Annotated in this window: 10 protein-coding genes; 5 read left to right on the top strand and 5 right to left on the bottom strand. The window is 59.1% G+C overall.

Annotation, left to right across the window (positions count from 1 at the left end; translation table 11 throughout):
- Window positions 1-2 precede the first annotated feature (2 nt).
- Window positions 3-1,454, bottom strand: a complete 1,452-nt coding sequence (ascF, locus tag ACMWKA_RS07460) for a PTS cellobiose/arbutin/salicin transporter subunit IIBC (RefSeq protein WP_013098459.1) — start codon at window positions 1,452-1,454, stop codon at window positions 3-5.
- 215 nt (window positions 1,455-1,669) lie between these two features.
- Here ascF and ACMWKA_RS07455 point away from each other — a divergent pair, with 215 nt between their 5' ends.
- The 4 genes from ACMWKA_RS07455 to ACMWKA_RS07440 all read left to right on the top strand — a co-directional run bounded on the left by ACMWKA_RS07455 (window position 1,670) and on the right by ACMWKA_RS07440 (window position 6,610).
- Entirely contained in the window at window positions 1,670-2,683 is a 1,014-nt protein-coding gene (locus tag ACMWKA_RS07455; RefSeq protein ID WP_029883949.1) for a LacI family DNA-binding transcriptional regulator, read from the top strand.
- A gap of 134 nt (window positions 2,684-2,817) precedes the next feature.
- Window positions 2,818-3,363: an electron transport protein HydN gene (hydN, locus tag ACMWKA_RS07450; protein ID WP_014833044.1), complete on the top strand. Its 546-nt coding sequence runs from the start codon at window positions 2,818-2,820 to the stop codon at window positions 3,361-3,363.
- A 6-nt stretch (window positions 3,364-3,369) separates the two neighbouring features.
- Entirely contained in the window at window positions 3,370-5,586 is a 2,217-nt protein-coding gene (gene hypF / locus ACMWKA_RS07445; protein WP_414760101.1) for a carbamoyltransferase HypF, read from the top strand.
- 1 nt (window position 5,587) lies between these two features.
- Entirely contained in the window at window positions 5,588-6,610 is a 1,023-nt protein-coding gene (locus ACMWKA_RS07440) for a HoxN/HupN/NixA family nickel/cobalt transporter (protein WP_029883946.1), read from the top strand.
- A 286-nt stretch (window positions 6,611-6,896) separates the two neighbouring features.
- Here the strand turns inward: ACMWKA_RS07440 and norW are convergent, their stop codons facing one another.
- Together norW and norV are read right to left on the bottom strand one after the other, a co-directional pair.
- Complete coding sequence (gene norW / locus ACMWKA_RS07435) at window positions 6,897-8,030, bottom strand: NADH:flavorubredoxin reductase NorW (protein ID WP_139936988.1); 1,134 nt, start codon at window positions 8,028-8,030, stop codon at window positions 6,897-6,899.
- Complete coding sequence (norV, locus tag ACMWKA_RS07430) at window positions 8,027-9,469, bottom strand: anaerobic nitric oxide reductase flavorubredoxin (protein ID WP_139936989.1); 1,443 nt, start codon at window positions 9,467-9,469, stop codon at window positions 8,027-8,029. The genes norW and norV overlap by 4 nt, the downstream gene beginning before the upstream one ends.
- A gap of 184 nt (window positions 9,470-9,653) precedes the next feature.
- Here norV and norR point away from each other — a divergent pair, with 184 nt between their 5' ends.
- On the top strand, window positions 9,654-11,168 hold the full coding sequence (gene norR, locus ACMWKA_RS07425) for a nitric oxide reductase transcriptional regulator NorR (protein WP_150058256.1): 1,515 nt from the start codon (window positions 9,654-9,656) through the stop codon (window positions 11,166-11,168).
- On the opposite strand, the gene gutQ is transcribed toward norR, so the two are convergent.
- Window positions 11,165-12,130 carry an arabinose-5-phosphate isomerase GutQ gene (gene gutQ, locus ACMWKA_RS07420; protein ID WP_013098450.1) on the bottom strand — a complete coding sequence of 322 codons (966 nt, stop codon included), beginning with the start codon at window positions 12,128-12,130 and terminating at the stop codon, window positions 11,165-11,167. The genes norR and gutQ overlap by 4 nt on opposite strands.
- Entirely contained in the window at window positions 12,123-12,896 is a 774-nt protein-coding gene (srlR, locus tag ACMWKA_RS07415; RefSeq protein WP_013098449.1) for a glucitol operon DNA-binding transcriptional repressor SrlR, read from the bottom strand. The genes gutQ and srlR overlap by 8 nt, the downstream gene beginning before the upstream one ends.
- Window positions 12,897-12,914: the final 18 nt, after the last annotated feature.

Here is a 12,914-nt window from a genome sequence, read left to right as displayed (position 1 = left end):
GGTTAAACTTGTGCGGTTTTGGCCTGCACCGGCGCGCTCTGCAGGGCGCGGGCTTTTTCAGCCTCGTCTTCGACCGGGATATCTTCAAAGCCTAATATCAGGGTCAGCACGAAGGAGAGCACGACCGCCAGCGCCATGACGCCGAATACCCAGACAATGGTCATCGGGTTGGCCGGATCGAAGAACTGCACGCTGGTAAACAGCCCCGGCGCCGCCATTGAGTGGCTGGCAAGCCCCGCAATACCGGCCACCGCGCCACAGATAAAGCCGCTAATCAGGCTGGCAATCAGCGGGCGTTTCAGGCGAACCGCCACGCCATACAGCGCCGGTTCAGAGATGCCCGCCATGATGGCGGAAGCCGCCGCGGCCAGCGCCGTCTGGCGCAGCTCCGGGTTTTTCGTTTTCCATGCCACCGCCAGGGATGAACCGCCGAGCGACAGGTTGGCACCGATTTCCGACGGCATCACCATCCCCTCTTTACCCGTTTCGGCAATGGTCTGAATGATAGTCGGGGTAAAGACGCGGTGCATCCCGGTCATGACCAGCAGCGGCCAGAGCGCGCCCATGATCGCCACGGAGAGCCAGCCCAGATAGCCGTGGATGGTGTAGACCAGCGCGGAGATGGCGCTGCCGATCCAGATCCCCAGCGGCCCAATCAGCACGATGGCGAGCGGGGCGGCAATCAGCACGATCAGCATCGGCTTGAGGAAGTTTTTCGTCACCGCAGGCGTAATGCGATCCACCCAGCGTTCGATATACGACAGGCACCAGGTCATCACCAGCGCCGGGATCACGGTGTAGGTGTATTTCACCGCCGTCACCGGGATAAACGCGAATTCGACGTGCTCACCCTGCGCGGCTTTCGCCATCAGCTCGATAAAGCTCGGGTGCACCAGCACGCCTGCAATGGCGATCGCCAGCGACATGTTGGTTTTGAATTTCACCGCGGCAGATGCTGCCACCATCAGCGGCAGGAAGAAGAACGCCCCGTCGCCGATGACGGTCAAAATGGTGAGCGTCGGCGCGCCTTTCTCCAGCACGCCGGTCATCTCAAGGATCATCGCCAGCAGCTTGACCATCGAGCCGCCGATGATCGCCGGGATCAGCGGCGACATGGTGCCAATCAGCGCGTCGAGGATCCCGGCACCGATGCGGCGCAGGGTCAATTTCTGTGGGCCTTCCGGTACGGCAGGCTGTAGGTCGGTTGGCAGCAGGCTCACCACCTCACGGTACGCCTGAGAAACGGTATTGCCGATAATCACCTGGCACTGGTTGTCGTTACGTACCACGCCCAGTACGCCGCTGATATTTTTCAGGCGTGCGGTATCGGTAGCGGTTTCGTCTTTCAGGACGAAACGCAGTCGCGTCATGCAATGGGTGACGGCGACGATGTTGTCTTTGCCGCCAAGCGCGCTGACAACGTCTTGCGCCAGCGCGGCATAATTTTTGGCCATCGGATGTGATCCTGTTGTCGTTGTGAGAGTATGTAGGAAACCGGTTCCACATAATCATCATGAGTTTCTTTGAATGAAACAAGATCGCATTTTGACCATTTTTTCATTTCGTGATGGCGATCACCAGACGGTTCAAAAAGCGTGAGCGTGTCGTTGCGACAATTGTTTTGCAGTGCAGTACACTGCGTGCCATCAGTATGAAAGGGAATAACAACATGACCACGATGCTTGAAGTGGCGAAGCGGGCAGGCGTTTCGAAAGCGACGGTTTCCCGGGTGCTGTCGGGGAATGGCTATGTCAGCCAGGAGACCAAAGACCGGGTGTTTCAGGCCATCGAAGAGAGCGGCTATCGCCCCAATTTGCTGGCGCGCAACCTGGCGACCAAACGCACCCAGACGCTGGGACTGGTGGTGACCAACACCCTGTATCACGGCGTCTATTTTAGTGAGTTGCTGTTTCACGCCGCCCGCATGACGGAAGAGAAGGGGCGGCAGCTGATCCTGGCGGACGGCAAGCACAGCGCCGATGAAGAGCGAGAAGCCATCCAGTACCTGCTTGATATGCGCTGTGACGCGGTCATTATCTATCCGCGTTTTCTGAGCGTGGAAGAGATGGACGAGATCGTCGAGAAATACGAGCAGCCGATCATGGTACTGAACCGTCGCCTGCGTAAAAACAGCAGCCACAGCGTCTGGTCAGATCATAAAGCCTCCTGTCAGGAAGCGGTGTCACAGCTAATTGAGAAAGGGCACCGTGACATTGCGTTTATCACCGGCTCGCTGGATTCGCCCACGGGCGTGGAGCGTCTCTCCGGCTACAAAGATGCCCTGGCGCAGCACCAGATCCCGCTGCGTCCGACGCTGATCGCCCACGGCAAATGGAACCCGGCCAGCGGCGCGGCGGCCGTGTCTGAGCTGCTCTCGCGCGGCGAAACCTTTACCGCGCTGGTGGCGAGTAACGACGATATGGCGATTGGCGCCATGAAACAGCTTCACGACAGCGGCGTCGCCACGCCTGATGCGGTGTCGGTGGTAGGCTTCGACGATGTGGCGATTGCGCCCTACATCGTGCCCTCGCTCTCCAGCGTGCGTATTCCGGTTACGGAGATGATTAAAGAGACCATCAGCCGCCTGATTTTTATGCTCGACGGCGGCGAGTTTAAGTATCAGCAAACCTTCTCGGGTGAGCTTATCCTGCGCGACTCTGTCATCGACGGCCCGCACCGCTGATGTCGACAGCTGTCATCGTCAGAAGTGACAATGACAGCCCCCGCGACATTTTCTAAATCACTATAAATCAACGAGTTAAAAACTGGCACGGTTTATGAATATCTCCGCGCATGACTGTAATGCTGGAGAAGCAGATGAACCGTTTTATTATGGCTGATGCCAGTAAATGCATTGGCTGCCGTACCTGTGAAGTGGCGTGCGTGGTGTCTCATCAGGCGGAGCAGGATTGCGCTTCGCTTACGCCAGAGACCTTTTTGCCGCGGATCCACGTCATCAAAGGCGTGAATATTTCCACCGCCGCTATCTGCCGTCAGTGCGAAGACGCGCCGTGCGCCAACGTCTGCCCTAACGGGGCAATCAAACGTGAAAAAGGCTTTGTGCATGTGATGCAGGCGCGCTGTATCGGCTGTAAAACCTGCGTGGTCGCCTGCCCGTACGGCGCGATGGAGGTGGTGGTTCGTCCGGTGGTCCGCAACAGCGGCATGGGGCTGAATGTGCGGGCGGAAAAAGCCGAAGCCAACAAATGCGATCTTTGCTATCACCGTGACGCCGGTCCGGCCTGTATGGAGGCCTGCCCGACACACGCGCTGGTTTGCGTGGATCGCGATAAGCTCGAGCAGATGAGCGCCGAAAAGCGCCGTCGCGCAGCGTTCGATACCACCTCATCTCTGCTGTTCTGATCCGTCATGGGCGGTAACGGCGTACAGTTGCGGGTGCGTGGCAAGGTGCAGGGCGTGGGCTTTCGGCCCTTCGTCTGGCAACTGGCTCAGGCGCTGCAGTTGACCGGCGATGTCTGCAACGACGGAGAGGGCGTGCTGGTGCGCCTCGCGGGTAATGGGGGGCATTTCACCGCGAGGCTGCGCCAGGACTGCCCGCCGCTGGCGCGCATCGAGAGTATCGACACGCAGCCGTTCCACTGGTCAACGGTGCCGGAGACATTCACCATTCGCCACAGCGCGGGCGGGGCAATGGACACCCAGATTGTACCGGATGCCGCCACCTGTCCCGCGTGCCTTGCGGAGATGAACGATCCGCACGAGCGCCGCTATCGTTACCCGTTTATTAACTGCACCCACTGCGGCCCGCGTTTTACCATTATCCGCGCCATGCCGTATGACCGCCCGGCCACGGCCATGGCGCCATTCCCGCTCTGCTCGCCGTGCGAAACGGAATACCGCAACCCTGCGGACCGACGTTTTCACGCCCAGCCCGTGGCTTGCCCGGACTGCGGCCCTGAGCTTGAGTGGCGTGCGGCCGATCGGGTTGTTACCCGCGAGCTGGCGCTGAACGCGGCGGTGCAGATGCTGAAAAACGGTGGCATCGTGGCTATCAAAGGGCTGGGCGGATTTCATCTGGCCTGCGACGCGCTTAACCCGCAGGCGGTGGCAATGCTGCGGGCACGTAAGCAGCGTCCGGGGAAACCGCTGGCGGTGATGATCCCCAGCGCCGACGGCCTTCCGCAGCCGGTGCAAACGCGGCTGCGCTCGCCTGCCGCGCCCATAGTGCTGATCCCTAAAGCCTGGCTGCCGGCCTTCCCGGACGACATCGCGCCGGGCCTGGATAGCCTCGGTGTGATGCTCCCGGCCAATCCGCTGCACCATTTGCTGATGCAGGAGACGCAACGCCCGCTGGTGATGACCTCCGGCAACCTCAGCGGCAGACCGCCTGCCATCAGTAATCCACAGGCACTGGAACAGCTCGCAGAGATCGCTGACGGTTTTCTGCTCCATAACCGCGACATCCTGCAGCGGATGGACGATTCCGTACTGGATCAGGACGGGGCCATGCTGCGTCGGGCGCGCGGTTTCGTGCCGGATGCCATCACGTTACCCGCCGGTTTTAGCCCTGTTCCCTCTATTCTGGCGACCGGTGCCGACATGAAGAATACCTTCTGTCTGGTGCGCGGTAACCAGGCGGTGCTGAGCCAGCATTTTGGCGATCTCAGTGACGACGGTGTCGAGGCCCAGTGGCGTTCAGCACTGTCGTTGATGCAGCAGATCTACGCCTTTCAGCCAGAGCGGCTGGTGTGCGATGCCCATCCTGGCTATCACGCCCGGCACTGGGCACAGGAGCAGGCGCTGCCGGTCGATACCGTACTGCATCATCACGCGCATGCCGCGGCCTGCCTTGCCGAAAACGGCTGGCCGCTCGACGGTGGCGACGCCATCGCCCTGACGCTGGACGGGATCGGCATGGGCGAGCACGGCGCGCTGTGGGGCGGGGAGTGTCTGCGGGTGAACTACCTTGAGTGCGAGCATCTGGGCGGCCTGCCCGCCGTGGCGATGCCGGGCGGCGATCTCGCGGCCATGCAGCCCTGGCGAAATCTGCTGGCACACTGCCTGGCGTTTGTTCCTGACTGGCAACGCTACCCGGAAACCCGTGCCGTACGTTCGCAAAACTGGCCGCTTTTAGCGACCGCCGTTCAGCGCGGCCTTAACGCGCCGCTGGCGTCGTCCTGCGGGCGGTTGTTTGATGCGGTGGCCTGTGCTCTGGGTATTGAAACACAAGGCTATGAAGGCGAAGCCGCCTGCAGGCTGGAGGCGCTGGCCGCGCAGTGCCCGGGTGTTGAGCACCCGGTGACGCTTCAGGTTGAAAACCTTGCGTTCTTCTGGCGGCAGTGGCTGGCCTGGCAGGCGCAACCCTGCGAGCGCGCGTGGGCCTTTCACGACGCGCTGGCAAAAGGGCTGGCGGCGTTAGCCCGACACCATGCCCGACGCCTGTCGCTCTCTACCGTCTGTTTCAGCGGCGGCGTGTTGCATAACCGCCTGCTGCGGGCGCGTCTGCGTGCACACCTCTCTGATTTCACGCTTCTTTTTCCCCATCATCTGCCTGCGGGTGACGGGGCTATCTCCTTCGGGCAGGCGGTGGTTGCCGCAGCCCGGTCATGTTCAAAAAGGATGTAAAATGTTACGACGCTTACGCAATGAACCTCGCGCCGCGCTCCTGCTGCTGGCGCTGGTAATGGCTAATCTTCTGGCGTGGGGCTGGGCGTGGAACGCCTTTAGCAGCAGTTCTGCGTTAATGGCCGCAAGCCTGCTTGCCTGGTGCTATGGGTTGCGTCACGCGGTGGATGCTGACCACATCGCGGCCATTGATACCGTGACACGCAAGATGATGCAGCAGGGCAAGCGCCCCTCAGGCGTCGGGGCGTGGTTCTCACTGGGGCACTCCACCATTGTGGTGCTGGCTTCCATCGCCATAGCCGCGACGGCGACCGCGTTTCAGAAAAATATGGCCTGGTTTCATGAAACCGGCAGCCTGATTGGCACGGCCGTCTCCGCGACGTTCCTGCTGGCGATGGCGTTAGTCAATATGGTGATTTTGCGCGGCGTCTGGCGCAATTTTCAGGCGCTGAAAAACGGGCAGGCGGTTCAGGGTGACATCTCCCTCCCGGCGCAGGGCGGAATAATGAACTGGCTGTTTGGCGCGACTTTCCGCCTGGTCAACAAAAGCTGGCAGATGTATCTGGTCGGTTTTCTGTTCGGGCTTGGTTTTGATACCGCCACTGAAATCGGCGTGCTCGGGATCTCTGCCGCCAGCGCCTCAAACGGTATGTCGGTGTGGTCAATCATGATCTTCCCGGCGCTTTTCGCCAGCGGCATGGCGCTGGTGGATACCCTCGACAACCTGCTGATGGTGGGGGCTTACGGTTGGGCATTTAACAAGCCGCAGCGCAAGCTCTACTACAACATGACCATTACCGGTACCTCTGTGGTGGTGGCGGTGTTTATCGGCGGGCTGGAAGCGCTGGGGCTGCTGATGGATAAATTTGCCCTCAGCGGCGGAATCTGGGATCGCATTGGTGCCGTCAACGATAACCTCGGCAACGCCGGTTTTGTGGTGGTCGGGCTGTTTGTCGCCTGCTGGCTGATCTCCATGATCAACTACCGCTGGCGAGGCTACGACGCGCTGGTCATACATTCCTGAGCGCTGCGCTAAAACCATTGTGTTTGAGGGGTAAAATCGCCATGATGTCGTTCCGGTAAAGCGAAGCAGGGTGCCGTTTTGCTGGAAAAATGGAATGAATATCTTGCTGTTTATGAAGGTTTTTACACTTTTATATTCAGTCAAATGATAAGTTAAGGACAGATGGCGATGATTTACCTCTTTTGTATTTATCTTGCTAATAAATTACGTAAAAAAAAGCCCCGGGACATCGGGGCTGCGGATAATAAAATCCCAAGGTTAAGTAAGCGTGGTAAAAGGTTAAGGGTTAAGCGGGCAGTGATTTCAGTAGCGCGAAAGCCTCCTTCATCCGATCTTCGCTAACCACGAAGGCGCGGAGCTGGCCATCGGCGTCAGAGCCGCGCGCGACCATTCCCTGAGCTTCCACAGCGATCTGCCAGTTCAGATCCTGGCGCTGGGTTTCACCTGCCAGATGCAGCGGCAACGCTGGCGTTTTCACCTTCACCAGCATGGCCGGTAATTTCAGTGGCGCGCTGTTGCCGAGCAGGTTTTTTGCCAGATACATGGCGCTAAGCTGGATCGGCTGCAGGAAAGGCAGTACCTGGCCGTTGATTTCCGCGCAGTCCCCCAGGGCGTAAATGTCGGGCTGCGTGGTTTGCAGGTAGCTATTCACCTTCACGCCACGGCCTGTTTCAGCGCCTGCGCGGTGCGCCAGCGCCGTTTCCGGGCGCAACCCCGTCGCGGCAACCACCACATCGACTTCCAGGCTGCGATGGCGGTCAAGCGTCGCGCGAATGCCGCCTTCGGTTTCGGTCAGATGTTGCAGTTGCGATTTCAACAGCAGATGCACGCCCATGTCGGTCAGACGGTGCTGTAAGCGACTGCTTACTTCTGCAGGCATCAAGGCCGACAGAATGCTTGCCGCGTGGTCGACCAGGGTGACGGCTTTACCCGCCCGACAAAAATCCATCGCCAGCTCGGTGCCAATCAAACCGCCGCCAACAATCATTACCCGTTTTGCATCACGAAGCTGCGTTTCGCTGGCCCGATACTCCTGCTGGCTGTTAAGCGTCATCATCAGCTCGCGGCCGGTAACCGGCGGCACGAACGCAGAGGCCCCCGTCGCCAGCACCAGCTTGTCGTACTGCCAGGTTTTATCTTTCGCTTTTACCACGTGGGCATCGGCGTCAATATCGGTGACCCAGGTGTACGGAAACAGACGCAGGTTGAACTGCTCCGCGAACTCCCCCGCCGTCTGGCGAGTGAGGTCGTCGGCGCGCTGGTTCAGGCTAATCACATGGCTTAAATCGGGCTTGTTGTACTCGTCCATGCTGTCGGCCGCGATCATCGTCAGCGGCACGTTAGCGTCCTGTTTGCGGATATTTTTCACCAGCTGGCGGGCGGCAAAGCCCGAGCCGATGATGACGATACCGTTGCTCATTTTGCCTCCATTGCCAGTTCGTCAAAGACGTCTTTTCCGAGGGAACATTCCGGGCAGAGGAAGTTGTCCGGCACCTCACTCCACGGCGTACCTGGAGCCACGTCCTGCAACGGCTCGCCCAGTTCCGGGTCGTAGATCCACTGGCAGACGCTGCACTGCATGCGTGGACCGAGATCGGCGCTGGCTGCCCCGGCACAGGTTTGCGGCTGTTCGGCGGGGAGTGCTGCGGCCTCAGGAAGCGGTGCAAGCGCCCACTGACGAGCAATATCGCGGCCGTGCTGACGACAGACTTCCAGCGCGTCAAGATCCGGACGCCATTTGGCCTTCAGGCTCATGGACATCTCAAAACCGGCATCCTGCAGGCGGGTGGAGAGACGATCTACCGCGCCGCCGCTCCAGCCGTGGGAGCCAAAGGCGCTGGCACGTTTGTTACGGAAGCGCAGGCCGGTCATCTCTTCCACCAGGCCAGCAATTTTCGGCATCATCACGTTGTTCATGGTGGAGGTGCCCACCAGCACGCCCTTAGAGCGGAAGACGTTGGTGAGGATCTCGTTTTTATCGCTGCGCGCCACGTTGAAGATTTTCACCGCCACGTTTGGGTCCACCTCGTTGATGCCCTGGGCGATGGCGTCTGCCATCATGCGGGTGTTGTTGGACATGGTGTCGTAGAAAATCGTGATGCGGTCTTCCTGATAATCCGCCGCCCATTTCAGGTACAGCTCAACGATCTGGGTGGGGTTTTCACGCCACACCACGCCGTGGGAGGTGGCAATCATATCCACCGGCAGGTTGAAGCCGAGGATCTCGGTGATTTTGGGCGTCACCAGACGGCTGAACGGAGTCAGGATGTTGGCGTAGTAGCGCTGGCACTGTTCAAACAGCTCGGTCTGATCCACTTCATCGTTAAACAGGCGCTCGTCGCAGTAGTGCTGACCAAAGGCGTCGTTGCTGAACAGCACCGCGTCGCCGGTCAGGTAGGTCATCATGCTGTCCGGCCAGTGCAGCATCGGGGTTTCTACGAAGATCAGCTGTTTACCGTTACCGATATCCAGCGTGTCGCCGGTTTTCACGGTGTGGAAGTTCCACTCCGGATGGTGATGGTGACCGTTGATGGAGTCGATGGCGTTGGTGGTGCAGTAGATCGGGGTATCCGGAATGTGGGACATCAACTCGGTCAGCGCCCCGGCGTGATCCTCTTCCGCGTGGTTGATGATGATGTAGTCGATGTCGTTCAGATCGATTTCACTGCGCAGGTTCTGCACGAACTCGCGGCTGAATTTATGATCGACGGTATCGATCAGCACGTTTTTACCTTCACGAATGAGATAGCTGTTATAGCTGCTGCCGCGCAGCGTTTTATATTCCGTTCCGTGAAAATCACGCACTTCCCAGTCACGTTGACCAACCCAATGAATGTTATTTTTAACCAGAATAGACATAGCAACCTCAAATAATACGGCGTGTTGAAAAAGATGTTTTGTCTATATCAACTTACGTGCCAACTTTTATTTTGTTGATTTTTATGGATTAAATTTTTTATGCCCCCGAATGGGTAGTCATTATGACTATCGTTAAAGATGTCAATATGACACTATGTATTGTCAAAATGACAGCGAGGCAGACATGAGCTTTTCCGTAGACGTGCTGGCGAAAATCGCCATTGAACTGCAAACCGGCATCGGGCATCAGGATCGTTTTCAGCGGCTGATCTCCACGCTGCGCCACGTGCTGGACTGCGATGCTTCGGCGCTGCTGCGCTACGAGGGACGGCAGTTTATTCCGCTGGCCATCGACGGGCTGGCGCAGGACGTGCTCGGGCGACGCTTTACGCTGGAAGGTCACCCGCGGCTGGAAACTATCGCCCGGGCGGGTGACGTAGTGCGTTTTCCGGCAGACAGCGATCTGCCCGACCCGTACGATGGCCTTATACCCGGACAGGAGAGCCTGAAGGTGCACGCCTGTATCGGCCTGCCGCTGTTTGCCGGACAAAACCTGATTGGGGCGCTGACCCTCGACGGCATGTCGCCGGACCAGTTCGATACCTTCAGCGACGAAGAACTGCGCCTGATTGCGGCCCTGGCGGCCGGGGCGCTGAACAATGCTCTGCTGATTGAACAACTGGAGAGCCAGAATATTCTTCCCGGCAGCCCGGCGGCGTTTGAACAGGTCGCGCATACGGAGATGATTGGCCTCTCGCCAGGCATGGTGCAGCTCAAAAAAGAGATTGAGATCGTCGCGGCATCCGATTTGAACGTGCTGATCTTCGGTGAGACCGGCACCGGTAAAGAGCTGGTGGCGAAATCCATTCACGAAGCTTCACCGCGTGCGGCCAACCCGCTGGTCTACCTTAACTGCGCCGCACTGCCGGAAAGCGTGGCGGAAAGCGAGCTGTTTGGTCACGTCAAAGGGGCATTTACCGGGGCCATCAGCAACCGCAGCGGCAAGTTTGAAATGGCCGATAACGGCACGCTGTTCCTCGATGAAATAGGCGAGCTTTCGCTGTCGCTGCAGGCCAAGCTGCTGCGCGTATTACAGTACGGTGATATTCAGCGCGTGGGAGACGACCGCAGCTTACGGGTCAACGTGCGTGTGCTGGCGGCAACCAACCGCGACCTGCGCGAAGCGGTGCTGAACGGCAATTTCCGCGCCGATCTGTTCCATCGTCTGAGTGTTTTTCCGCTTACCGTGCCGCCGCTGCGCGAGCGTGGGGACGATGTGGTGCTGCTGGCGGGTTTTTTCTGCGAACAGTGTCGGCTCAAAATGGGCTTGTCGCGCGTGGTATTAAGCCCGGGGGCGCGAGGCCATCTGCTGACCTACGGCTGGCCGGGTAACGTACGCGAGCTGGAGCACGCCATCCATCGCGCGGTGGTGCTGGCGCGGGCGACGCGCTCGGGGGATGACATCGTGATTCATGCGCGCCATTTTGCCCTGCATGATGAAAATATACCGTCCGTGAAGCCCGCTGCGCCTGAAAGCGTGAACGAGAACCTGCGTGAAGCGACGGAAGAATTTCAGCGTCAGATGATTACCCGCGCGCTGGAACAGAACAACCGCAGCTGGGCGGCGTGCGCGCGGGCGCTGGAAATGGACGTCGCCAACCTGCACCGGCTGGCGAAGCGTCTGGGACTGAAGGGTTAAATAATGCCTGCCTGGTAGAAATCCTGCAGGTTGATGGCGCCGCACAGGCGGCCAGCGTCATCCACCACCGGCGCGGCGGTGATTTTACGTTTCATCAGCACCTCTTTGGCTTCAATGGCGCGGCTGTTGGCATTCAGCGTTAACCCGCCAGAGGTCATCGCTTCTGAAACGCGTGCCTCCAGCTTGCCGCCGCCCACCAGCCAGCGGCGCAGGTCGCCGTCGGTAAAGACGCCTTTAACCTGGCGCGTATCGTCGCAGACGGCGACCAGCCCCAGCCCGGTGCGGCTCAGCTCCAGCATCGCGTCCATCACGCTGGTATCGAGTTTGACCTGCGGGATGGCATCGCCAGAGCGCATCAGGTGATGAACATTATTCAGCAGCCGTGCGCCGAGCGCCCCGGCAGGGTGTGAACGGGCGAAATCTTCTTCATTGAAACCGCGCGCCTGCATCACCGCCATTGCCAGCGCGTCGCCCATCATCAGGGTGTTGACGGTGCTGGAGGTGGGGGCGAGGTGCATCGGGCAGGCTTCGCGCTCCACGGCAATATCCAGCACCGCTTTGGCCGCCAGCGCCAGCGGCGAGCGGGATTTACCGGTCATGGCCAGCAGGGCGATCGATTTTTCCTGCAGGCGCGGGATGATGAGGTCCAGCTCTTTGGCCGAGCCGGAGTAGGAGATAAACAGCATCACGTCGCGGCTTTCAATCATCCCCAGATCGCCGTGCAGGGCTTCAGCCGGGTGCACGAAGAACGCCGGTGTCCCGGTGCTCGCCAGCGTTGCGGCAATTTTTTTGCCGATGTGGCCGGACTTGCCGATCCCGGAGACAATCACTTTGCCTTCACACTGGATGATAGTGTTGGCGGCGCGGACAAAATCGTCGCCCAGCCGTTCCGGCAGGCGGCTGGCCTCCTGTAGCTCCAGCATCAGGGTCTGACGGCCTGCGTTTAACAGAAAATCACTCATCTTTTTCTCCCGTTACGATCACATCGATGCCTTTCTCTTCCAGCGCTTTTTTGAACGCCGGATCGATCCCTGCGTCGGTAATCAGTGTATCGACGCTTTCAAGGCTGCAGACAATGTTGGGGCTTTTACGGCCAAACTTCGAGGAATCCGCCATCAAAATCACCTCCCGGGCGGCGTTGCACATGGCTTTACTGACGCTGAACACCTCGTTGAACGTGGTGACACCGGCGTTCAGGTCGATGCCGTCGGTGCCCATAAACAGTTTGTCAAAGCTGAAGTGTTCGAAGGCATTTTCCGCCAGCTGGCCGTGAAAGGACGCCGATTTTTTACGGAAGGTACCGCCGGGCATCAGAATGGTTTGTTCGCTGTCGAACTCTGCCAGGGCGTTGACGATGTGCAGACTGTTGGTCATCACCGTGATGTTGTTAAAGCGGTTGAGCAGCGGGATCATCTGCAGGACGGTACTGCCCGCATCAAGAATAATGGAGTCACCGTCATGGATAAATTTCACGGCGGCTTCGGCAATCAGCGCTTTCTGGTGGGTGTTGATCAGCGTTTTGTGATCGATAGGCGGGTCGGCTTCATCTTTGTTGAGCATCACCCCACCGTAGGTTCGAATGACCGCGCCTGCGTTTTCGAGCAATACCAGGTCCTTGCGTATCGTTGTGCCGGTGGTGTCAAAGTAGTGGGCCAGCTCTTCTACTGAGCATTTTCCCTGCTTTTGCAGATGCTCAAGAATGGCCGCCTGCCGCTGACGAGGTTTCATAGGCGCTTCGTTCCTTAC

The sequence above is a fragment of the Enterobacter sp. 03-F-07-AD-ECC genome (assembly GCF_047530935.1).
GTDB classification, from domain to species: Bacteria; Pseudomonadota; Gammaproteobacteria; order Enterobacterales; family Enterobacteriaceae; genus Enterobacter; species Enterobacter cloacae.
This window is presented reverse-complemented; position numbering and strand designations above follow the sequence as displayed.